This window comes from Glutamicibacter endophyticus (assembly GCF_048457885.1).
In the GTDB taxonomy this organism is placed as follows: domain Bacteria; phylum Actinomycetota; class Actinomycetes; order Actinomycetales; family Micrococcaceae; genus Glutamicibacter; species Glutamicibacter endophyticus.
This window is the reverse complement of record NZ_CP174200.1, coordinates 1,566,537-1,590,621: the sequence shown is the minus strand read 5'-3', so window position 1 is coordinate 1,590,621 and position 24,085 is coordinate 1,566,537. Positions and strand designations below refer to the sequence as shown.

Annotated in this window: 18 protein-coding genes; 3 read left to right on the top strand and 15 right to left on the bottom strand. The window is 56.8% G+C overall.

What is annotated here, in order from left to right; all coding sequences use genetic code 11:
* The first annotated feature begins 448 nt into the window (after positions 1–448).
* A complete protein-coding gene (locus tag ACJD00_RS07410; RefSeq protein WP_418909149.1) occupies positions 449–1,510 on the top strand; it encodes a CDP-glycerol glycerophosphotransferase family protein in 1,062 nt (353 codons plus the stop codon).
* A gap of 75 nt (positions 1,511–1,585) precedes the next feature.
* Here ACJD00_RS07410 and ACJD00_RS07405 read toward each other — a convergent pair whose 3' ends face one another.
* The 12 genes from ACJD00_RS07405 to coaD form a co-directional block, all read right to left on the bottom strand.
* Positions 1,586–5,329, bottom strand: a complete 3,744-nt coding sequence (locus tag ACJD00_RS07405; RefSeq protein ID WP_418909148.1) for a CDP-glycerol glycerophosphotransferase family protein — start codon at positions 5,327–5,329, stop codon at positions 1,586–1,588.
* Between the two features lie 190 nt (positions 5,330–5,519).
* Positions 5,520–9,026, bottom strand: coding sequence for a CDP-glycerol glycerophosphotransferase family protein (locus ACJD00_RS07400; RefSeq protein WP_418909147.1), 3,507 nt, complete (start codon positions 9,024–9,026; stop codon positions 5,520–5,522).
* Between the two features lie 55 nt (positions 9,027–9,081).
* A complete protein-coding gene (locus ACJD00_RS07395) occupies positions 9,082–10,419 on the bottom strand; it encodes a stealth conserved region 3 domain-containing protein (RefSeq protein ID WP_418909146.1) in 1,338 nt (445 codons plus the stop codon).
* Between the two features lie 57 nt (positions 10,420–10,476).
* Entirely contained in the window at positions 10,477–10,938 is a 462-nt protein-coding gene (locus ACJD00_RS07390) for an adenylyltransferase/cytidyltransferase family protein (protein ID WP_309407443.1), read from the bottom strand.
* Positions 10,939–11,006: 68 nt separating this feature from the next.
* Entirely contained in the window at positions 11,007–11,915 is a 909-nt protein-coding gene (locus ACJD00_RS07385) for a glycosyltransferase family 2 protein (RefSeq protein ID WP_309407445.1), read from the bottom strand.
* A 9-nt stretch (positions 11,916–11,924) separates the two neighbouring features.
* On the bottom strand, positions 11,925–12,743 hold the full coding sequence (locus ACJD00_RS07380; protein WP_418909145.1) for a CDP-alcohol phosphatidyltransferase family protein: 819 nt from the start codon (positions 12,741–12,743) through the stop codon (positions 11,925–11,927).
* A complete protein-coding gene (locus ACJD00_RS07375; RefSeq protein ID WP_418909144.1) occupies positions 12,740–13,774 on the bottom strand; it encodes a glycosyltransferase family 2 protein in 1,035 nt (344 codons plus the stop codon). Before ACJD00_RS07375 ends, ACJD00_RS07380 begins: the two co-directional genes overlap by 4 nt.
* A 3-nt stretch (positions 13,775–13,777) precedes the next feature.
* Positions 13,778–14,656: an ABC transporter ATP-binding protein gene (locus tag ACJD00_RS07370; RefSeq protein ID WP_309407451.1), complete on the bottom strand. Its 879-nt coding sequence runs from the start codon at positions 14,654–14,656 to the stop codon at positions 13,778–13,780.
* A complete protein-coding gene (locus ACJD00_RS07365) occupies positions 14,646–15,494 on the bottom strand; it encodes an ABC transporter permease (RefSeq protein WP_309407453.1) in 849 nt (282 codons plus the stop codon). The genes ACJD00_RS07370 and ACJD00_RS07365 overlap by 11 nt, the downstream gene beginning before the upstream one ends.
* A gap of 141 nt (positions 15,495–15,635) precedes the next feature.
* A complete protein-coding gene (locus ACJD00_RS07360) occupies positions 15,636–16,697 on the bottom strand; it encodes an LCP family protein (RefSeq protein ID WP_309407455.1) in 1,062 nt (353 codons plus the stop codon).
* Positions 16,698–16,825: 128 nt separating this feature from the next.
* A complete protein-coding gene (galU, locus tag ACJD00_RS07355; protein WP_418909143.1) occupies positions 16,826–17,707 on the bottom strand; it encodes a UTP--glucose-1-phosphate uridylyltransferase GalU in 882 nt (293 codons plus the stop codon).
* 112 nt (positions 17,708–17,819) lie between these two features.
* The gene (gene coaD / locus ACJD00_RS07350; RefSeq protein WP_309407458.1) at positions 17,820–18,287 is read right to left on the bottom strand and encodes a pantetheine-phosphate adenylyltransferase; all 468 of its coding nucleotides are present in this window, start codon (positions 18,285–18,287) and stop codon (positions 17,820–17,822) included.
* 114 nt (positions 18,288–18,401) lie between these two features.
* Between coaD and ACJD00_RS07345 the strand changes: the two genes are divergently transcribed.
* Complete coding sequence (locus tag ACJD00_RS07345; RefSeq protein WP_418909142.1) at positions 18,402–19,616, top strand: aminotransferase class I/II-fold pyridoxal phosphate-dependent enzyme; 1,215 nt, start codon at positions 18,402–18,404, stop codon at positions 19,614–19,616.
* Positions 19,613–20,395 (top strand): spermidine synthase, encoded by a 783-nt coding sequence (locus ACJD00_RS07340; RefSeq protein WP_418909141.1) that lies wholly within the window; start codon positions 19,613–19,615, stop codon positions 20,393–20,395. The genes ACJD00_RS07345 and ACJD00_RS07340 overlap by 4 nt, the downstream gene beginning before the upstream one ends.
* Here ACJD00_RS07340 and rsmD read toward each other — a convergent pair.
* From rsmD to ACJD00_RS07325, 3 genes are read right to left on the bottom strand one after another with little or no spacing between them, the layout of a single operon-like run.
* Positions 20,363–20,956: a 16S rRNA (guanine(966)-N(2))-methyltransferase RsmD gene (gene rsmD / locus ACJD00_RS07335; protein ID WP_418909140.1), complete on the bottom strand. Its 594-nt coding sequence runs from the start codon at positions 20,954–20,956 to the stop codon at positions 20,363–20,365. The two genes, ACJD00_RS07340 and rsmD, sit on opposite strands and share 33 nt — an antisense overlap.
* 48 nt (positions 20,957–21,004) lie before the next feature.
* Entirely contained in the window at positions 21,005–23,188 is a 2,184-nt protein-coding gene (recG, locus tag ACJD00_RS07330) for an ATP-dependent DNA helicase RecG (protein WP_418909139.1), read from the bottom strand.
* Entirely contained in the window at positions 23,178–24,080 is a 903-nt protein-coding gene (locus tag ACJD00_RS07325) for a DAK2 domain-containing protein (protein ID WP_418909138.1), read from the bottom strand. The genes recG and ACJD00_RS07325 overlap by 11 nt, the downstream gene beginning before the upstream one ends.
* Positions 24,081–24,085: the final 5 nt, after the last annotated feature.

The following is a 24,085-nucleotide window of genomic DNA, read 5'->3' as shown; positions in this document are numbered from 1 at the left end:
TCGTGAAAACCAAAGGCGACGTGCGATCAAGCTCGCCGTGCGGCGACCGATCAGTACGCTTCTCGCTGATGACAACTCCTATTGAACATAGACCGACATTTCATATTATCCCGAGATGGGCCAACTTCCCAAAACTTACCCTGTGAGCTCGGTCCCGTTGCGGTCAGGTCATCATCTCGGCCGCGTGGCCTGGGTGCGACTCACGCCTCGCTGAAATGAACCAGCCCCGGAACGCCTGCCCCGCTAAACTTTAATCTACGCATTGTCCATCGCGGAAAGGTCTTCCCGCTTGAATCTGCTCTCAGCCTCCCAAACTCTTTGGGATTTCGTACAGAATCGGCTCAGGAGCCGGAGTGCCCATCGGCGCATTCTTGAGCAACCCGGACAGTTCTCATCTGTACCTACCGGTGAGGGCACTTACCGGACCGCATTGTACTTCGCAGATGACATGCTCAATGCCTACCAAGCCCGACAGTGGTACGAACCGCTGCGTGAAGTGTCGGAACACTTCCCGATCGTTGTAATTACGCGCAACGCCGAGACGAGCGTACAACTGCAGCGCGAATGCCCGCTCCCCATATACTTCGCGAAAACCATCACAGACATCGAGCGACTTATCGATTCTCAACGAATCGACATGGTCTTCTACGTCAATCAAAACATTCGAAACTTTCAGATGTTGCGCTTTAACCGGCCAGCGCACGTATTCATCTCGCATGGCGAAAGCGAGAAAGCATACATGTGGTCCAATCAGCTCAATGCCTACGACTACGTATTTTCCGCCGGAGAGGCCGCTAAAGAGCGACTTGCAACTCACCTGCGGCGCTTCAATGTCGACACGCAGTGCAAGCTCATCGGTCGGCCACAGATCGACGTCGCTTATTCGGCGCCAATTTCGCTGAATAAGGAATATCCCACCGTTCTTTATGCGCCCACGTGGGAAGGAGATCGTCCTTCTATGAGCTACGGATCGGTAGCCAGCCATGGCGTGGAGTTGGTGACTGCACTCATCGCTTCGGGGCGCTACAACGTCATTGTGCGACCGCACCCTCGTAGCGGTGTTAATAGCGCCAATTATGCCAAGGCGCTCGATCGTATAAGTGAGACTCTGGCTGCCTCAAGTACCGAACAGTCGCCCACTTACTATTTCGACCAAAGCCCGCAATGGGGGTGGCAGTGGGCCATGTCAGACATGTGTGTCACTGATATCTCGGCGGCCGCATACGACTTTATGTCGACTGGGAAGCCCCTGGTGATCACGACCCCAGCCAGCGGGCTGGCCACCGTGCATGATTCACCGGCGCTCACTCGCGTCCCAGCGCTGGCAAGCTCAGAGTCTTCGGGCATCGTGCCTCTTGTCGATCGGATGCTCGCCACCCCGGACAGCGACTACAAAGATCTGGTTAAGCACTACTTCGGCGACACGAGTTCCGGGGCTAGTATGCGACGATTCATCGACGCTGCGCTAGAAGTCATGCAAGAAGTCACCGAATCATCTCAAATGGACTAGCAACATCCTCAGTCAGCTACATGCACAATGGCTCCGTCACCCCATGGGGTGACGGAGCCATTGTGCATGGTGAGGCTAGCTCGTGGTTGCTACCTGGCCCCACACGAGCGTCTCGAATTGCGCGAGCGCTTTTGCCTGATAGGCGGCCGGGTCAAATTGTTTCGGCGCCTGGTAACCGTCAAGGTACTCTTGCATACCATCGATCAACCCCTGCACCGAATTTTCTACAAGCATCCCATAGCCGTCCACAAGAACGCTGTGCGAGCCAACGACATCGGTTGAGATCGCCGGCAAGCCCAGCATAAGCGCTTCAATCATTGCCAATCCTTGGCCCTCGTAGTCCGAGGAAAAGACGAAGCAATCGGCGCTACGCAAGGTCGGAAATGGGTTGGACAATAATCCGGTAATCACAACTTTGCCCTCCAGCCCGTGCCGCGTGATCTCTTCCTCAAGAACACTGCGTAGCGGGCCATCGCCGATCAATAGTAGGCGAGTTCGAGGATCTTGCTCATGCACGGCCATGAATGCCTTCAACAGCTTCGATTGCCCCTTCTCGGGGGAAAGTCGCGCCATATTGGCGAACACGGTCAAATCATCACCGTCGAAACGGTGCACCGGGTCTTCGAGTTCCGCCCATCGCCCAGGTTTCTCAATATCAAGCAGGTTCTCCGACACAGTGAATAAAGAGCTATCGATATCAAATCGTTCGCCAAGTTGCTTCTGGTTGAGTTCACCAACACTGTCGGTCACTGAGATCAACGCGTCAAAGTGGCGATAGGTAGCAAAAAGTCCCGGCATCGTACCAAAACGCAATAGCCATTCACCCACCATGTCATTGTGCAGGTAAATACCCGTCTTGGCCGCATGGCTGTGTGCGGCTGAAAATAGAGACGCCCAGAAGCGGGAATAGCCCTCAAAGTCAATTGCCATATCGAATTGCACCAGGCCGAAGCTGCGGTGCATTTCACGGCGCATGGTTGAGAGGTGCATTCGCTCAGCTTCCGGCGAGTCGAAACCACGATTTGCGTGGTAGGAGTCCGAAACCCAACGCTCCTCGGCCGACATGATGGTCGCCCCGGCTCGAGGCAAGATGCGTACATGGTCAGGTAGCGACTGCAGAATCTCTAAAGAACCCGCATTCCGAGCCACCGCATTCATGTCGACGGCCACGGCCACCAAATATTTCTCTGGGTCCAGCGCGCCGATCAGATTCGTAAAGGCGGTTGCGATGCCGTTGGGCTTGAACGGGCCCTGATAAAACAGCAACTTGGTGCGCGTGTCCGCCAAGGGTTCTAACACATGTTGTTGGTCCCCAAAGAAGAAGAAGTCTAGGACTCGACCCGTTGCGGCGCCATCCTCCATGGGAGCAAAGTCCTGCACATTTTTCTCAAGGTTGCGGTGATCATCACCCGGATGGCGCTCCAGCACGCGTGCAATTTCCGCGGCCACGTCATCAATATCGGATAACACCTCGCCCGGCCAGGTCTCAGGCGCGAAGTACAATCCGCGCGCTGCTTCGTACTCCGCAAAATCTGGCGTATAGAAAATAATCGGCTTACGGCGCGGCAGGAAGTCATAGAATATCGACGAATAATCGGTGATCAGCACGTCAACGACGGCTAAAAGCTCATTGGTGTCGATCGATGAAGGGACGACGGTGGCGTCGAGCTCAGCATCCCCGATCAGTTGCTCCGCAAAACGATGAGCGCGGAAAAGCAACTTATGCGAACCGTCGGCCATGCGTTGCACGTCAGAAATCAAACTGTCCACGTCAAAGGAACTCTCTCCCAACTGGCCGCGCCAGGTTGGCGCAAAGAGCACAATCTTCTCGGAGGTTGTTGGCGACAGGCCAAGTTCGCTAAGAATCTGTGCACGACGCAAGGGACTGAGGTTGATCATGGAATCGACACGAGGGCTACCAGTTAGTGCCACCTGAGCGGGAAACAATCCCTCAAGATCATGATCGGTAGACAGGGTCTTGAGCGTGTGCAGGTTCGGCACCATCAGATGGGTCGTCTGCATGAAATTGCGCTGAACATTGCGGTGCTCCGCTACGCCTTCCTTGACGAGCTTCCCCATGAACTTCAGAGGTGTACCATGCCACGTATTCAGGACTTGTTGACCCTCCCGGCGTGCAAAATAGGTCGGGAAGGTAGCGTTATTCACTAGGTATTTTGCCGTACCTAGAAGCTTGATGTAGCGATCCGAATGCTGTTTAACTATGGCTACATCAGGGTCGTCGCTGAGCTGTTCGGGCACCGTCTCTAAGTCATTGAACACCCAGGCAAACCGGAATTCAGCGAAGCGCTCGTCAGCACGCATGGCCTTATATAGTGCGTAAGGGTGGCAGTGAACGTTCTTACCGTGCGAAGACTCGAACAATACGAGTTTTTCATCCAGCGGTAATACTTCACGCCCGTGAATCGCCAGTGCCCCGCGTCGACGTCCAGTGCCCTTGAGAGCCTTGCCCAACCCGGCTACCGAAATCTCGGTGAACAATAACATTCCCAGGTAATAGCTGCATGCCTGCTCGATTCGTCCGGCACGAGCAAAAGCGCGACCGGCCCGGCCTTGCCAGGCACGTTCGGTTGATGAGGCATGCCATAAGGCATCAGCATAAGCCTCCGCCGCGCCAAGCCAGTCTGCCCGCTCTTCAAGAGCAAGGGCGGCGCGCAGATGCTCATTGGCTCGAATTCCGGCGCCCTTGGATTCCTTGAGGCGAGCATCAAGATAACCCCAAGAACTCGCGGCTCGCTCATAGGTATCCGCCGCTTCGGCATATCGGCCGAGCTCATGCAGTGCATGAGCTCGGCGGAAGTGAAGAACCGGCAGATCCACGTTAAGATCATCTTCTAAAATCGGTTCGATCCCTGCGAGGCTATCTGCGGCCGGCGCGTAATCTTCGTTTCGAATTTGCGCTCGCGCGCGTGCATAACCGGCACGAACCCGTTCTTCATCCGTAGTGGCTGCATCCTGAGCAGCGGCAAAATAGTCTGCTGCACGCCCGAGTTTGAACAGCCGGGCCGCCACCTCACCGGCATAGTAATTAACCAGCCATGGATCCGCGAGATCAGATTTTGCCAACGTAGCGTCGTAGGCCTCAAGCGCCAGAGCCCAGCGATTCGAATTTTGGTGAAGTCGACCCACTCCACACAATTGCACCTTTTCATCGCTACTAACTAGGACCGCCTTGGCGTAGGCCTGATCGGCTTCTTCATGAAGCTTCAGCTCCATGCAGGACAAGCCGAGCCCGTACCAGGCTCGGACCGAGTCCGGGTCGAGCGTGGCTGCCTTGGCAAAGTACTCACGGGCCAGTTCAAAACGAGTCATGAAGCTTGCTGCCTCGGCCGTACGCAGCATCCACAGGGCATCGTGTGCGTGCAATGCCTCGTGCTCAACCCTCACGTCTAACTCCCGCCACCGTTGACCGATGGACAAAAGGAAATCTGCCAGCACAGCGCTAGCCGCTGGATCATTAGGGAATTGCGATACGAGCTGATCGAGGATGGAAGTGGCCATCTCGGGCTGTCCTGCTGCTCGGGCGGCCTTTGCATAACTCACGCGCCACTTAAAGTTTTCCGGTCGCAGGGAGCACACCTCGGCGAATAGTTCTAAGGCCTCATCGAGTCGCTTCAGTCGGCGGAGGGTCAGCGCTCGGGTATAGATCCATCCTGGCTGATTCGGATCGGCAGCAAGGGCTGCTTCAATGCTCTCTAGAGCTTCGTTGTACCGTTTGCACTTGTACTGGCTGAATCCAAGTCGAAATTGGACGTTGGGCGTCCGATCAATATGTGCGTTACGAACGGTTTGGTAATACATGGTGCTGACGCGTGCACGGCCGAGTCGTTCGATGCGCCGTCCGAGGGCAAGCACCACACGGGTTCGGAATCTATTCACCTTGGTCCTTCGCGTAATCCATTATCTTCTCGTTCAATTCTCGCATCCAATTTTCGACCAGCTAAGTCGCAGGAGCCTCGTGGTGTGCCTCAACAACCTACTGCAATGTCATTCAGCGTGCGTCGCCGAAGAATCGGTCAACGACGCGCCGGGACGCGTGCCCATCGTCATAGGGAGCAAAACGTGCCACGAATTCTTCCCGGTCGACCCCTGCCAGTGGTTCCCCGGCGAGCGCCTTGCCCACGCACTGCCACAGCTCGGTTTCGCTCTGCACCACCGGTCCGGGTAGATCCTTGTCGTAGTCGAGGTAGAAACCGCGCAGGTTATCGCGGTAGTTGACGAGGTCGTACGCGTAGAAAATGATCGGTCGCTTCAGGATCGAATAGTCAAAGAACACCGAGGAATAGTCGGTCACCAGGACGTCCGCGGCCAAGTAAAGCTCTTGGATGTCCGGGTAGGCCGAAACATCGATGACCCGCTCGGCTAGTTCCTCGGGAATGCTGATCGCATTGGCCACCAGCACGTGCATGCGTAGCAGCAGCACGGTGTCGCGACCGAATCGTTCATTGAATTGAGCTAGGTCGAAGGGAAGCTCAAAACGGAAACGTCCCTTGCCGTTACCGGCATCGTCACGGAAGGTTGGCGCATAGAGCACAGTACGCACTTCGGGGGCCAGTCCCAGCGATTCCCGTACGCGCCGTTCATGTTCTTCGGCCTGCTCGGACATGAGGATGTCGTTACGCGGGTAACCAAGCTCGACCGCTTCGCCGGTATACGCGTAGGAAGAACGCATGGCGTCGGTGGCGTAGGGACTAGGCGAAATCAGGTGGCTCCACTGAGAAGTTGCCTGTAGGACGCGTTGCACATACCCCTCGTCCCGGCCGTGGATTTCCTCAATGTCCAGCAGCATGTGCTTCAACGGGGTTCCATGCCAAGTTTGCAGGAAGATCCCGTTTTTCCGTCGACGCAGGTAGTAGGGCATGCTCTGGTTGGATACCCAGTATTTGGCCTTGGCCAGGTACCAGTAGTACTCGGGCGAGAGCCGTTTCACGACGCGAGTATTCGGGTCGGTGAAGCGGTGGCTTCCCGAATAGATCCATACCTTGGTACGGGTGTCCCCACGACGGACTAGTTCCTCATAGATATACCGTGGCGAGTCACCGTATTGCTTACCGAGGCCGGATTCGAAAACGATAATATTTTCGTCCGCCTTGGTTGCTTGTACCGCTCGGAACATCGCGCGCATGGCCGTGTAGTAGTACTTGTGCTTCCGGAAGCGGCGCATCAGCTTCTCCGGAAGTTCGGCTCGCCAAGTATCGTCACCGGAGGTTCGCAGTGAGGCAGCCTCGATCTCCGCGACCACGCGTTCGGCATTGTGACGGTCCCGGTGCTTCATGAACACATCGGCTCGGCGCACGTACTCCTCTTCCATGCTCCGGCCACGCTCGAGGGTGTCTTGTAGATCTCCCAGGAGGTGCTCGGCGTCAAAGGCGATGCGGCCGGGTAGTTCGGCGTCGAGGTCAAGGTGCGATCCGTTACGGCCGAGGAAACGGGCACGGTCGAATTGGTAGTAGTGCACGGGTTTGTGCAGGAAGCTAAAGTCGAAAGCCACCGAGGAGTAGTCGGTGATCATGATGCCTGCTTGCTTGATCAGCTGCTGAACATCGACCTCACCTTGGACAATCAGGCGTGCCGGGGCATCGGCGAAGTGGTCACGGAAATGCTGCATATTCGGATGCAGGCTAAACACGATTTCAAGGTCATGGTCCCGGGCCAATTCGGCCAACTGCGGTGAGGATAGGAGCTCTCGCCAGCGTTGCAAATAATCGGATTCGAGGAAGGCCTCCTCCGTTTGCAACCAGTCTCGCCAGGTCGGAATGATCAGTAGCATTTTGGAGTGCAACGGGGTCTGGCCGTCCAATAGCGCGTCGAACCGCGGCAAGCCGGTTACCTTAACCTCCGACTCCGGGTATTGGAAGTCGTTGACGATGTACTGTTTTTCGCGATCCGAGGACACGCAGAACAAGTCTGTGGCGAAGCCAGGGGAATTCTTCCCGTAGTTCGGCACCATCCATTTGGTGCCCATCACTCCATGCTGTAGAAACACGCGGGTGGCGCGGCTACGGGCCGAGAAGGCGGAGTACCGGGTCGGGTAGAGGAAGTCGGCGTGGTGGGTGCCGATGATTCGCGTGGCACGCAGCGCCAGTTCGAAGTGTTCCTTAGATCCGTGGAAGACCACGTGATCTAGGTTCTCGAAGTTACGCAGGTCTGGCGACTGCCGATCGATAACGTAATAGGCCTCGATATCTGGTCGGTGGCTGCGCAGGTAGCGGAATAGATGCAGCCCGTTGTCTTGGGCCTTGTACGGCAGTTCGCCCACGAGCCACACCGGCTCCTCGCCGGGTTGAAGTGCCGGGAAGGTACGCGCCGTGGATTCTTCAAGGACCGTGTAAGCGTCGGCGTCAAAGACTTCAAGCAGTAGCGACGTCGCCTTGGCTTTGAACGTATAGTACGGCGAAATAACCAGTGTCTGGTCGCCCTCCGTCACCGAGCCGCCAGCCGTCGTTGAGCGCACCAGATAGGGGGTGCGCGAGATCCGCCAACGTAGCGGTTCGTTCAGGGTCGCCCCTTCGACCTCCAGGTAAAGATCGAAGTTGTCGCCCGAATCGATGGTGGACCAGTCCACCGCTCTAAAGTCGAAGTCAAGCGACCACTTATAGAGGTTTAAACCAAAGCGTCGGGCAGAGAGTTCGGGGCTGAAGTGCAACTCGGTCGCAGCCACGAATTCTTCAGCGGATTTGCGTCCGCGAATGATCAACCGGGCACCGCTAAGCACATCGCTTTTGGCATCCAACTCGCCGGATAAATGCAATACGCCGTTGGTGACGGAGATGGCATCGGTACGAATGCGGTGTTTGTGCCCCAGCGGACGATTCACTGCGATAGCAATCTCAAATTGCTTGTTCACATACATGGCCACCGAACCGGAGTCGCTGACTAGTTCGCTTAGTTCTCCGATGTGTGTGGACTCGAAACGGCCCAGAATTCGGTGCACAATGACATGTTCCGGAACCTCGGCATCGTCCGATTCCAGTAGCTCGGTGAGTTCATTTCGTCGCAGTAGCGGCCCGTCGGCTTCGAGTTGCACCCACGCGATACCACGCGGTAGGTCCCGGGCAGGAGCCGTGAAGCGAAGCGCAAGGCGCACTGTACCGGAGGCATGGCGCGGATCTACCTCATCGTTCGACGCCTCGTCAGTCGCCTCGTCTTCATCGGAGACTTCGGGACTCTCTAGCTCATCGGATACCCGCTCGCGATAATCCGCCCAAGCAAACAGCAGTGGGTCAGCATACAACTGCGCCGTGACTTGATGATGCTCGCCACTCTCGGTGCTCAATGCGGGTATCTCGGTAACAATGTGGCGTCCGTGGAGTACGCTGACGGCAGCGACCGGGTGACCCACTGTAGCCCGTAGGTCGTATCCCAGCTCGTGCTGAGAAATGTTTAGCGTGTAGTAGCCCCGGTAGTACCGGTAGTTGCGCTTCTCCAGCCGGTTGTTGTTGCGCCGTTCAACGAGCTTCTGCACGCCGGTGCGCACACTGTGCTTGAGGTTTTCCACGTGACCGATCCTGTTCAACTACTTATTACTGATCTTTTGCATCTTCGGCCGAAACTTATCGTTCAAAGGATGAAGGCACGGGATACATCCCGTGCAATACCTGCTGCAGAACTTTGCGCAATAGTTCACCCTCACGAGGTTGTCGCACTTCGTTGATGCAGAACATATCCGGTGCTGATGTGCGCCAAAGCCTCAGACATTGCAAGAGGAAGTCATCGGCACCGATATCCAGATAGGAGTAATCCACGTCGGTGGGGAACCCCAATCCCATCCGCGCCGCGACCTGGTGAGCGAGGGATGAGGGAATCGAAATATCGTCGGGGTGTCGGAAACGATGTGCGGCAGTAGCCTCGATGTCATCGGCAAATTCTTCGGCGATTTTCTGCAGCACGGTGCGGCGCTGCGGATGCGCCACATGTTTAAACTTGCGCGAGGTCGTTCGCTCGTATCTAGTAGCCACCAGTTCTCGATTGTTCGCTGCGGCGGCATTGACCGGTAGGTCGCGTTCTTCGGCCTGGGTGAAGTGGGTGTTGGTTAATGCGTACTTCGTTTGTCCCGCCGGCCCAAAAAAGAGATTTGGGTGTAGGGGACGCCCGAAGAACACATCGTCATTGACGTATAGGAAGTGTTCACTCAGTCCGTCGATCCTCGAGAGTTGCGACTCGATGGCATGTGAATTGAAGGTCGGCAAACACTGTTCCGGCGAGGCGAAAATATCCCTGTGATCAATCACTTCCAGTCGCGGGTGGGCGTCAACCAACCACTCTGGACGCTGCCCCGCGGTGACGAGATAGACCTTATTGACCCATGGCAGATGTGATTCTAGCGAACGTAGGGAATAACGCAGTTCGTCCCGCGATTCGAAGCGCCCGGGATCGACCGAACTGTCGTTGACAACTCCCATGGCCCCAGCGACGGCCCGATGATAGTTGGCCTGCCAGTGGGGGTCGGAAGAATCCACCCAGGTATAGACCGCATCAATCGTGCCAACGAAGTCTTGCGCGTCGGCGCTAGGTTGCAATTGACCGGGACGAACCTGCCAAATGGCGCCGAGCCCCGCCCGTTGCGCGCTACGGGATCCATTCTTGGCGCTGTCCCCCACCGAATACACGGCCTCGGCCGCATAGGAATCCACCCCGGAGAGTCGGTGAATCTCATAGCCATTAGCGCGAAAGCTATCGGCTAGTACCGGCCAGTCCGCCGCACCGACGAGTGATCGTTCACTGTTGGGATCATCGACCCAATCTATCGATAGGTCATCGGCGAGACGTCGAGTCTGCCGACGGTTCTGCTCTTGGAGTGTGCGGATCGTCGTATCGCCCTCGGCGATGATTCGGTCCGTATACCGTTGCAGTGCGTGAAGCAATGCGCCCCGTGGGATGCTGCGTCCCACTGCACCTCTCCAGCCTGCAAACATGGGACATGGCTCCTCTCCATTGGGGTGTATCGGTTAGCTAAGTTCCTTGACGATCTGGCTCAGAGTATCCAACGTGCTCTTGAGCGATTCAACATGGCGTTCATCGAATTCGCTGAGCACTCGCTTCATCTCGGTCGTCGAGATGCCTGCGGTGCGTTCTAGGTAGACGACCTCGACCTCATCACTCAGATCATCGAACTTGCCACGCCAGTCCTCGCCGATCCCGAAGACTTTGGCATCATACTTCTTGATGTCTAGACGCTTCTGTTCCCAATTCTCTTCCGGGATGACCTCGTCCACATAGCGGATAGCCCGTACGATCTCGGCTCGTTGTTCGAACGGAACGACCGGCTTCTTGCCCTTGATGGCGTTGAACTCATCGGTGGAGACGCCAACGATCAACCGGTCACCCTTTTCGCTCAATCTCTTGAGGATGTTCAGGTGCCCGATGTGAAAAAGATCGAAGGTACCGTAGGTGAGAACTGTTTTCGTCATGTTTACCTCTATGCCATCTCGGATCGGAAAGATAGGAAACTGGGGATCGCTATCCTTAGTTTCGCAGATTAAAGAATGGGTGGACGACCGGCCACGGTCATTCGAAGAATTGTTGACCATTTAATTTTCTGGCGCGGCTCGCGATACCACGGACTCCCACTCCATCCCGCCTTCCACCCGGCGAGGTATTGTGCGACTGCGGAGCGATTGGCCCGTAGACGCAGACACTCGATGAGCAACCAACTCGTCGGATAGATCCAGCGAAAGGGTGCCGGTAGGTTACGCCGGGCTAACCACACACGGTTTCTGGCGTTAAGTCGGTAAAATTCATCGTGGCGTCGCGGATCGACTACGGGGTGACCGATGCGCATATCTCCGGCATACCAAACATAGTGCCCGGTGTCCCAAATTCGCCACGCCAGTTCGATACCTTCATGGGCGTACCAAAAGCCCCCGGCCCAACCGCCAGTCTGTTGGAAGAGGTCCGTGGTGGTAACCAGACAGGTTTCCCCCACGTGGAAGACCTTGCTGGGTACCTCCGCGGTGCGCTTATTCAGACGTGGAATCCAGCGTGTAGGGTCATCATCGCGTTGCGGATCGGTGATGCGTGGTTGAAGGAGCCCCAACCCCGGATGATCCTTGAACCGTTGAATGGCTTCGGCCAAAAAGTCTCGGTCTAGGAACCACGAATCGTCGTCGAGGAAACACAGGTATTCTCCGCGCACCACCGCAGCACCAGCATTACGTCCCGCAGGGATGCCCAAGTTCTCCGGCAGGTGATGCGTGCGCACACCGGCAGGTACCCCCGTAGGGTTCCACCCATTCCCGACCACGACGGCATCGATACTGACGCCCTGCTGGTCGAGAAGTGATTCGAGAGCTCGGTTCAACTCCTCGGGCCGCGTCCCCATGGTCAGCACCACGACACCGATGGTCGGTAAGTCGCTGCGGTTGTTTGATGACGAATTCGAGTTCATACACGACACCTACTTCAACCGGGATGAGGCCATCGAGGACAAGAAGTGCCCGAGGTTTACAAGTACGGTGGCCGGTAGCAGGATCCAGATCATCCATTTTTCACCGAGCCCCGGCTCACCCAGAATGGCGGAGATGATAGAGCAGGCCAGAATCAGCAGGCTCAGCTCGACGGCATGCAGCAGCCGGTGGAACGGCAAGAATCGGGCAAGACGGCGCGCCTTGCCGATAAGTGACGTGTTCGATACCGCCCTGGCCTCGGCCGTATCGGGCAGCTTGCCAAGGCCTGCCATCCCACGGGCCGCATGCACCATCAGCGACTGTGAACGGTTCAGAACCAACAGCACGGCGAGGCACGCCGACATGAACAGCGTGGGCCAAGCTTGCTCAAGGGTGCCCGGATTTGCCGAGAGTTCCCGGAAAACGCGATAGCCCAGAGCGATGGGGATCAGAGCCTCGGTGGTGTGGTGTCCCACCATGTCTATAAATATCCCCTTGGGCGACTGGGTCCCACGCCAACGGGCCACCTCACCATCCGAGCAGTCAAAGTACAGCTGCAGCTGTGAGAGCACCACCGCAAGTAGCGGGCCCCAAATCCCGGGGATGAGCAGCGCAACCGACATGCACCAGCCGGATAAGATCATTAGCCCCGTGACACCGTTTGCGGAGATACGGGTACGCACCAGTATGGCGGTGAGGTAAATGGAAATGTGGCGTAGGTAGAGTTCGGCCGTCCAGTGTTCGGCGTTCCGTCGGCTACGGACTTCCGGTGGTTGGCAGATAGCACGCAGTTGTTCAAGCGTGGGTTTAGTTGGACGTGCCTCGGTCATTTCACCCGTCCCTTATCTAAGGTTCCTGCGGCGCCACGGGCCCGCCCCTTCACATAACCCATTGCCCAAGGCAAATGGATGGCCGGGAACACGGCCCCGGTCAACAGTTTTTCCTTGAAGCTCGGAGCGTTGGACCGGACTCCTGCCACTAGGCATGCTGCGGCGTAGCTAACCGGCACGGCCATGGCCAGCCCGAGGGCACCACGCACTACGGCCGGCGCTTGATCGAGGAATGGGTACGCTACGGCTGAAACCACGCCGGCTCCTAAACCAAGCACAAGTAACGGCGGAAGGTCGTGACGCAATGATTTGCCCTCCGGGAAACGGCGGGCGATCTCGCCACGCCAGGTTCCCGAAGCATAGGACTGTGCTGTCAGCGCCTTGAAGTTGCTTCGCGGGTAGTACCCAACCTTGAGTTCCGGATCAAACCAGACCTTGAAACCTGCGCTTCGAATCCGCAGGCACAGCTCCCAGTCTTGGGCACGCCACAATGACTCGTCATAATAACCAACGAGATCAAAGATCTCCCGGCGGAAGATCCCCAGGTAAGCAGACTCCGCTTCTCCTTCGGGGGCACCTGAATGATAGGCAGGACCGCCGAAACCGAACTTCGAATGGTAGGCCGCCGCGATGGCACGTTGCACCGGAGTTCTACCGCGGGCGTCCATCAGTCCGCCCACATCATGCGCGCCGACGCGCTCAAGAGTTTCGACCCCACGCTGGGTGTAGTCGGTGGGCAGTTCGCTGTGCGCATCCACTCGGATGATCACCGGATGACGGGAAGCTTTAATCGCCAGGTTCAAAGCGCTCGGGGTACGGCCTACCGGATTGTCTACGAGCGTGATGCGCTCATCGGACTCAGCGAGTTGCTCAGCAACGTCGTTCGTCTCATCGGTGCTGGGGCCAAGTGCGAGAACCAGTTCTTTGTCCCCGGCGTAATCCTGGGCAAGAATCGAACGAACCGCTTCGGCGAGGTAGTCGGCCTCGTTCAGTACTGGCATAACGTAGGAAACGCCGGGTGTTTGCTGCATTCTCTATTTCTTAAATTTCTCGTAGGCCTTGATCACGGTGTCGGGGTCGCCATCCATCTTCTGGACGCCCTTCTCGATCCAGATCACTCGATTACACGTTTGTCGAATCGAATTCATCGAGTGGGACACCAAGAAAACGGTACCCGCGTTTTCTCTGATTTCCCTGATTTTTGCCTCACTGCGCTTTCTGAATTTCGCGTCACCCACGGCCAGCGCCTCATCGACGATCAGAATGTCATGCTGTTTCGAAGCCGCAATCGCAAATTTTAGGCGGGCACCCATACCCGAGGAATAGGTGCGCATGGGCAGGTCAATGAAGTCCTGAAGTTCGGCGAACTTCGTGATCTCTTCGCGCATGTTTTCGACCTGTTGTCGGTTATAGCCGAGGGCCAAACCGCCGAGGGTGATGTTCTTGTCACCGGAGAGATCAGGGATCAGCGCGGCACCGACACCCAACAGGCTAGGTCGCGAAGTTGCGTAGACTGCACCGTCAGCTGGCGGCGTTAGCCCGGTGATCGCCTTGAGCAAGGTCGATTTACCCGAGCCGTTCGAGCCAATGATGCCGATCGATTCGTTCTCGTAAGCAACGAACGAAATACCCTTCAAGGCGTGCACGGTTCGTAAACCACGCACCTTGGACTGGAGCAGCCGCCGTGCTCCGGCGTTTCCGACCGCTTTACCGCTCGAATAGACCTGATATTTCACATGCAGGTCGTCAACGATCACAACCGGCTGCCGGTTGGGATCAATCTCGAGTGTTGATTCTTTTTTCTCTGGCGCCGGTACTACGTCTATAAACGACGTGTCGTCAGAGAACACCGGTTCCGGTTCGTACTCCGGGTGCAGGTCGGGATTGATCAGATCATCAAAATTAATTGGCACGGCCGTAACGCTCCTCTGCCTTCCAGAAGTACAGGAGACCAACCACGAGGGTGCAAACCGCCCAGACCGCCACGACCCACCACGCCGAAGGGTCGTATGGTGAGTTGTTCATTATCAGTCCACGCGCAATCGTAAGTGTCTGATATAGAGGGTGATAGTCAAAGACGGTCACCATCCACGGCCAGTGGCTCAGTAGACGCTCGGCACTAAAGAGCACACCAGAGGTATAGAACAGGATTCGGCCAACGAGCGGCAGAATATTGGTGAAGTCTCGAACATGCACCGTAATGCGGGCACATATTAATGCAACGCCCATGTTGAAGACTGCGAACAAAGCGATCAACGGAATGATCATGAACCACGACCACTTCGGAGTTGTCCCGAGGATCATCGCATAGATAAACATGACCGCGACCATTGGCATTAAAGTCAGAAAATTCTGCGTTACCTGCGCCACGGGTAGGGTCAGTCGCGGGAACGAGAGCGACTGCACTAGTGCCGTATTACCCGTAATGGACTTTGCCCCACCGTTCATGGATGAGGTGAAGAATTCGAAGAGAAAGACGCCGATCACCACGAACACAGGGAAATCATGCGGCTTGCTATCGCCCTGGAGCACACCAAAGATGAATCCGTACATCAGCGCATTCAGGGTGGGCTTCAGTACAACCCAAACCATGCCCAGACGGTTGCGCTGGTTCTGCGACTGCACGCGAGCCTTGGCAAGTTCATATATGAACTCGCGACGCTCCCACGTCTGCTTCAGATAATTACCGAGTGTGGGTCGTGCACCGACACGGTGCAGGCCTCTACTCTCGGCCTCCTCTGCAATTGTCATACGTGAATTTGTCCTCTTATCGACTGCTCGCTACTGCGGGTATTCGCAAGCACAGATGTTCAAAGTCTAATAGATCGAGGTGGCACGACTGCTTATGCGCGCCGCAAACACTTCGATTCGTCACCCAGTACGCGACGAACGTCACTCGGCTGGCGGATGCGCCTTCAAATACTCATCCATGGTGTCGGTCTGCAACGCTTCGGAAATCTGTGCGACCGCTAGTTCGCTGGCTAATTCAATGGACTGCCCGTCTGGCGAGGTTGAACTACCGGCGGTTGGAATCGTGAACATGGCCATATGCTCTGGATCGACCGCTGAGAGTTGCTGTCCCAGCCCGACCAAAGTGGCAGCATCGAAATCCTCGTCAAGTGTCAGATATGGCGCCACCTTGTCGACAATTTCATAGAGCTTGACCGGATTCGTCAACGTCTCACGGGATAGCAACTGGCTCGCTGCGCTTGCTATGAACTTTCGCTGGTTCTTCACACGTTGGTAGTCACCGTCAATGAATGACTTGCGTTCACGCACGAAACGTAGCGCCCGGTCACCTTCGAGCGTGATCTCACCTTCAGGGTAGAAATAGTCCGTGTCGTTGGCCGTGAAAGCAATCTCATTATCGACTTTAATGCCGCCGAGGGCCGTCGAAAGTTCGCGGAAGCCTTCGAAGTCAATCATCGCGACGTGATCGATTTTGGTATCGAACATTCCCTCTAGCGTCTGCATCAAGAGCGGGACACCGCCGAAGGAAATCGCGGAGTTCAACTTGTTCATCCCGTGCCCGGGAATCTCAACCCAAAGATCTCGAACCACTGACATGACGTAAACCTGGCTACGATCCTCCGGAATATGCACCAGCATCATCGAGTCGCTTCGTTGACCGGCAGGACCCTTGAGAGAGTCCGCGCCGTTGTCGGCCTCGTCGCTATGATCGACGCCGAGCATGAGGATGTTCATGGACCCATCATCCGGATCCTTCACGGGGCGATTCTCTTGTTGTTCCTTGGAGAAATCCAAGGCTACGGTGTTCGACTTGCGACTGAAATTGCTACTTAGAGACCAGACGTAAGCCCCAGCCGCCACACCTGCGATCAATACGACCGCGACAACCGACAGAATGATGGACCGAACACGACGCTTACGTTTGCGTTCGGCCCCAAACTGTGCACTACGCGAGGTGAAGACCTCGGTATTTTGATTATTCAAGTTGTTCCCCAATACCTGACGCACGCACACGTGCGCCGCCGGCCAATCTACGTGAGCTTGGCTGGTGATTACTACCCGGGTGCAGGTCCGTTCACCAGGAGCTCCGGGTGAGCGGACCTGACGCTGTCCTAGTCGAGAGTCTTTGCGTACTCCTTGACCCAGGTTTTGAAGTCTTCCCCAAGATCTTCATGTTCCGCAGCTAGCACCACGTTAGCCTGCAGGTAGCTGAGCTTGTCACCGGTATCGTATCGGCGCCCACGGAAAACCACGGCGTGCACTCCAGCGCCCTCGCCTTCGGCGGAGGCTAGCTCTTCAAGTGCATCGGTGAGCTGGATTTCGTTACCGCGCCCTGGCTTCGTCTTCTGGAGTACGTCGAAGACGCGCGGATGCAGAAGGTAGCGACCGATAATCGCGAGGTTACTCGGTGCTTCCTCGATGCTGGGCTTCTCGACTAGGTGATTGATTTTGACAAAGTCCTCACCCTCAACAGTCGAAACATCTGCACAGCCGTAAGCACTAATCTGCTGCGGGTCAACTTCCATCAGTGCGATCACCGAACCGCCGGTTTTCGCCTGAACATCAATCATGATGGTGAGTAGCTCATCACGAGCATCGATGAGGTCATCACCGAGCAGAACGGCGAAGGGTTCGTTACCTACGTGCTGTTTGGCACACAACACCGCGTGGCCAAGGCCCTTAGGGTCCCCCTGACGCACATAGTGAATATCCCCTAGGCCGGTAGCTTCGCGCACCAACGAAAGCTTCTTCTCGTCTCCCTTAGCTTCGAGAGCCATCTCGAGACCGGGCACGCGATCGAAGTGATCTTCTAGGGCACGCTTGCTCCGGCCGGTGATCATCAGAACGTCATTCAGGCCAGCGTTTACCGCTTCCGATACCACGTACTGAATCGCGGGCCTATCCACCACAGGCAACATCTCTTTGGGCATTGCCTTGGTGGCAGGGAGGAAGCGCGTACCCAGACCCGCCGCCGGGATTACCGCTTTGGTCATGCGCTTTGCAGATGCCATACGTGTAAAACCAACCGTTCAAATGTAGGGGACAATTAATATGATTTTAGGTCATTGACGTTCCATGCCAGCACCTAATGAGCTTTCGATTGCCTTACTTCAACAATCGGCGCAGGACCGCCCTCGGGAAATATTCATCGACATCGCCGCCCAAGGACTGGACCTCCTTCAATAGTGAAGACGATAAATGAGTAAACCGAGTGTCAGCTTGGAGGAAGACCGTTTCGACTCCGGTTAGATGGCGATTCATCGTAGCCATTGGGATCTCGTAGGCGTAATCGACGGTGCTACGTAGCCCCTTTACAATGGCCTCAGCGCCCTGATCTTTGCAGAAATCGGCCAGTAAACCCTGGCCCATGGGCATGGCCACGACTCCTCGCAACCCACCTACCGTTTCTGTGACCATGGCCACACGTTCGTCTTCGCTGAAGCGGTACTTTTTGGAATGATTCGTCGAAACGGCCACAATCACCTCATCAAAGAGGCTCGCCGCTCGAGCAATAATCTCAAGATGGCCGTTGTGGATAGGGTCAAAAGATCCTGGGCATACAGCTCTACGCATATGGCGAATCTACCAAGAAGTGAGCGTCAATCCCGGTTTACGACGTCGATCGTTTCGGCTGTGCCCAACTGGCCATATTCGCCCCGCCTTCGTTTTCGCACCCATAATGGATACATGACGCATAGCCCTGCTCCCTGGTATCGCGCCGCAATTGGCGCCAATCTGCTCAATGCTGCGGGTCAGCTCGGCGGAACGATCTTCGAAGAAATCACCACTCTGGCCACGGCACATCAGGCGGTGAACCTCGGCCAAGGATTCCCCGATACCGAAGGACCGGCAGAAATCCGCAAAATCGCGGTACAAGCTATCGAACAGGGCGCCAACCAGTACGCACCAGGTTCTGGGATCGTCCCGCTACGCGAAGCAATCGCGACCCACCAACACCGTTTTTACGGCTACGCGCTCGACCCGGCTACTGAAGTGGTGGTCACCACCGGCGCAACCGAGGCCATTGCTGCCTCGATCCTCGCCTTCGTCGAACCAGGCGATGAGGTTGTCACCTTCGAACCGTATTATGACTCCTACGGCGCCATGATTTCCCTAGCAGGCGGCATTCACCGGACAGTGTCGTTACGTTATCCCAGCTTCACACCCGACCTCGATGAACTTCGTGCCGCAGTCTCGGATCGCACCCGGCTGATCGTGCTGAACAATCCACATAATCCGACCGGTGCCGTCTTTGACCGTGAAGTTCTTGAACTACTAGTTGAACTGGCGCATCGCCACGACTGCGTCATCGTGTCCGATGAGGTTTATGAGCATCTCACCTTCGGCGTCGGCCATATTCCCATCGCCACCCTTCCAGGCGGTTTCGAACGCACCGTAACTATTTCCTCGGCAGGCAAGTCCTTTTCCTTCACCGGCTGGAAGGTCGGCTGGGCCACCGGCCCGGCGAAGCTCATCGAGGCGGTACGAACGGTCAAGCAATTCTTGAGCTATTCCTCGGGCCCCGCGTTTCAACCGGCGGTCGCTCAGGCTCTGGCCCTGCCAGACACTTTTTATACGCAGTTCGCCAACCAGTTGGGACAACGCTGTGAAGAGTTGGCTACCGGCCTTCAAGCCGCGGGCTTAGATGTCATTCGGCCTCGCGGCACGTACTTCCTTGTGGCCGATGTCGCCGAACTAGGATTTAGCGATGCCCAAGACTTGGCGCGGCGTCTGCCTCAAGAGGTCGGTGTCGCCGCGATTCCACTCTCCGTATTTGTCCATGAAGAGAACCGTGGCACCTACCGGTCGCTGTTGCGATTTGCTTTCTGCAAGCGCCAAGACGTTATCGCCGAAGCGGTGCACCGGTTACAGCGTTTACCACAGCTGGTGACGCACTCATGAGCGTTTCACCGCCAAAACGATGGCTTTCCTTTGTACAGAAGCATGCCACCATCGAAGAAGATATCTATGTGGCGGGCGCTAGGATCCTATCCATCGGTGGTGCGGAGCAATCCCACGTGAACCTGCGCCATCCAGAGGAAGTTTTCTACGAGTACCTCGCGCGTATTGCGAATCAAATACGTGTTTTGCGTGGGCAACGCAGTGGCTTGAAGTTCTTACATCTGGGAGCTGGCGCGCTGACGTTAGCGCGGTGGGCGAGTGTGAGTTTGAGCGATTCAACGCATGTGGTCGTCGATATTGAACGCGAACTGGTCGATTTCGTCATGCGTTACATGCCCCTACCTGCCGGGGCTGCCGTGCACAGCATCACGGCCGACGCCCGTGAGGTACTCCACGAACAGCTGGCTTCGGAAAAATTCGACGTCATTATCGTGGATATCTTCAGTGGGCCCGAGGCACCCGAACACCTTACAGTTCGGGAATATTACCGCGAATTGGGGCAGAGCCTGACCCCGGATGGGTTGCTCTTTGTGAATATCGGAGATGATCCGCCACTACATTTCACCGATCGACAGGTTGCCGCAGCGCGTAGCATCTTTGATTTCGTGATGCTTTCCTCTACCCCGGATATGTTTACCCGCCGTTACCCGGGCAACCTTGTCTTGATGGGCACGAACACGAGACCCGCGCCCGAGCTCATCGAGCTATGCGAACAGTCCGGGCCTTTCCCATCCGAGATCAGGCACTCAGTTAGTTTGGACCGGTTCGGCAAACCATAGTTGGGTTTCCCCATACTTCTTACTGGTGATCAGTTCCAGTCCCGCTGGCCAGTTAGGTTCGGGCGATCGGCTTGAACGTTCCACCACGATGGTGGCCTCATGCTCCGCGACGCGAAGCACCCGTTCGAGTGTCGCATTCAGCTCGGCTTCACCCAAGGGGTAAGGCGGATCGAGGAAGAACACGTCAAAGGTGCGCTTGGGGGTACCGGCATGCTCGTCGAAACAGGAATCAAGTACACTGTCCACCGATCCGCGCTGCACGCTGACCGTGGTTGCACGTAGTACGGAATTCACGAGCCCAGCATTCTGTTGGCACACGGCGATCGCCTTCGGTGCCTTCTCAACGAGCACCACACTGCGCGCACCCCGGCTAGCCGCTTCCAGGCCGAGAGCGCCCGATCCCGCATAGAGGTCGAGCACCCGCGCTTGGGCCAGCACATCCCAGCTTTCCAGCTTGGAAAATAGCGCTTCCTTGACCCGATCCGTGGTGGGTCGGGTTGCATCTCCGGGGACGGACTTGAGCACAGTTCCCCCAGCGACGCCGGCGACAATTCGACTCACTACGTAACTCCTCGTATGTATTGGTGCGGTTGTACCTTCACGGCCCGCTTAGTTCTTGTCTAGGTAGGCTCTGGTGGCCTCGTCCAACCACGTGTCCACGGCAACGCGTAGCAACGGGTACCGTTGCGGCCAACGACGCTCGCTGGCCAACAAACCCACGTCCGCGCGGGCGCGCTCGATCAATTCACGGTCTCTGAGCACGCTGAGTTCACGCAGTGCTGACTGCGAGCCCGACTGTTGGACACCAAGAATGTTGCCCTCTCGGCGCTCGGCGAGGTCCGCCTCGGCTAGTTCGAACCCGTCCACGGTCGACTCGATGGCACGCAGCCGGGTCACCGAGGGGTGATCGGCGTCCAGCCAAGTAGTGAGCAGGCAGGTACCGGGCAGTCCGCCACGACCCACACGACCGCGTAGCTGATGCAACTGGGAGATACCGAAGCGTTCCGCGTCCATGATCACCATCAAGGTGGCATTATGAACATCGACGCCGACCTCAATCACGGTGGTAGAGATCAAGACATCGATGTCTCCGGCGGCAAACTCGTCCATGACTTCCTGCTTGTCGGTACCGCCAAGTTGCGAATGCAGTACATCAATCGTTACCCCGGTGAATTGTTCCATCGACGTCATCAGCCCGTACATGGATTCAACGCTCATTGGTTCGCCCGCCGAAGTTTCCGGCAGCTCCACGAGAGCGGCCTGTTCCCCGTTAGTTTCCGAAATGCGCGGACAGACGACATAGACCTGATGGCCCTTCGTCACTTCCTCACGAACCAGTGAAAACAGGCGGTCGCGATAGGCCGGTAATTGCATCGGCACGATGTGCGTACGAATGGGGGCGCGACCACCAGGCAATTGCCGAATGGTGGAGACCTCGAGGTCGCCGAATACCGTCATTGCCACCGTACGTGGAATGGGCGTAGCGGTCATGACGAGGGTATGTGGAGTAGCCTGCCCGTTCTTTGCACGAAGGGCGTCTCGTTGTTCAACGCCGAACCGATGCTGTTCATCAATGACGACCAAGCCAAGGTCGGCAAAATTCACATGTTCGCTGAGCAAAGCGTGAGTGCCAATGATTAGCCCGGTTTGGCCGCTGGCGATGCCCAGCAGGGCCTCGCGTCGCTGCGCGGTCTTGGCTGAACCCGTCAATAGGGCCACACCGGTGCCCTCCCCTTCGCCGAACAGCCCCGGGTCGGCCAACGGTCCAAGCATCCGGCGAATCGTTTCGAAGTGCTGGGCGGCAAGGACCTCAGTGGGTGCCAGTAGGGCCGCTTGTCCCCCGGCATCAATCACCTGAAGGATGGCCCGCAAGGCCACCAACGTTTTGCCGGAACCGACTTCGCCCTGCAAAAGCCGGTGCATGGGACGATTCAAACTGAGATCGGCGGAGATTTCTTCGCCTACACGCCGCTGGTCGTCGGTGAGCGTAAAGGGCAGACGTTGGTCAAACTTGCTGGCAAGCTCCCCCGTCACGGGTCGGCGCGCGGTGGCCGGCTGGGTACTCAGTAAGCGGCTTCGCTCGGCCAACGACAGTTGAAGGAGAAATGCCTCCTCAAAGGCAAACCGCTGCCGAGCTCGGTAAGCCTGCGGCAATTCTCGCGGCATGTGACGATCCCGGAACGCGGTGAAGCGTCTGGGGTATCCGTGAGAAGTTAACAGTTCCGCGGGTAGAGGTTCAGGAACATCGGACTCGTCCAAGCGTTCAAAGAGTAATTGCACGAAGTCGCGAATCTTCTTGCTGGGCATCTTAGCCGTGGCCGGGTAGATCGGGATGGGACGCGGTTCAGCGTCCTCGGGGTCCTCAAGAATCGCATAATCGGGCTGGCTTAGCTGAAGATGATCTTGATACCAGCCGACCTTGCCCGAGAACATCGCCACAGTGTCCGGCCGTAAATCATTGCGCGCCTGATAGCCATTGAAAAAAGTCATCCGCAGTTCGTCGCCGGCGTAGGAAAGTTCGTCGCTGACGGTGACCTCCACAATGAACCCGCGCCGCGAGTGCATTTGGCGCTGAGACACGTTCAGCACACGAGCCACGATGGTGACATGTTCACCCAGCGGAAGGTCGGAAATCTTGGTCAATTCACCAACATCGACGTAACGCCGCGGAAAATGACCCAGTAGATCGGCAACCGTCTGGTAACCGAACGCTTTTTCTAGTTCTCGGGCGTTCCGAGTACCGAGCATCGCGTCCAGATCTTGCCCGAGCGCTGAGAGCGGCTCAGCTGGCATCGTGATGGCACAGATCGGTTACGGAAATATTTACCGGATCCCCCTGAGCACGAATGAGCTCGAGAGCCTGCTCCGAATCGGGCACATGTACGTGAATACGCCATCGATAGACTTCTTCGGAGACCTCATTGACCGGTGAGAGGATCACCGAGTCCCCAACACTGTCGAGCTGTCCTCGCAGTGTGGCCGCTTTAAGCGCATCCAGGGTGATGGTGCACATCACCTCAACACCCTCATCGCCTTCGGCGTTCAAGTGCACATGGGACGCCTGTACCCCGTAGCCATGAAAAGCATCATAGCCATGCAGATCGGCCTCGGTACCGCGGACCGCCGCACGCAGTTCGTCAATCATGAGCAGCATGCCCACGGCCCCGGCATCCACGACGCCGGCCTCACTCAAACTCGGCAGTTCGTTCTGTGTCCCGTGTACGGCGATCTTGCCGGCCTGCGAGATCTGAGTGAGCAGCGTATCAACGGCTGCTTTGCTATCCGGATCCTGTTTCAGGTGAGTGAGGTTCGTAGTCGCTGCTAAAGCTGCAGCGTTGATCACCGAAAGCATGGTGCCCTCAACCGGCTCGCTCAGCGCCGACCAGGAGCGAACCTTGGCACGTTCAAGGCCTAACGCCAGTAACGCGGCGGTCAATCGTTCTTGCCCACGCAGTGGCTCGGACAAGCCGCTGAGGAAAACCGCCAGCAATGTGCCGGAGTTGCCCCTGGCGGATTCCATGGCGGCACGCGCCGCGACCTCAAGGAATCCGCCCAGGTCTTCGGTCTGTAATTCGCTGACCGCATCGTGACCGGCACGCACGGTGAGATACAGGTTACTTCCGGTGTCTCCATCAGCGACGGGAAAGACATTGATGGCGTTTAGCCGGTCGGAATGATTCGCCAAGCTCT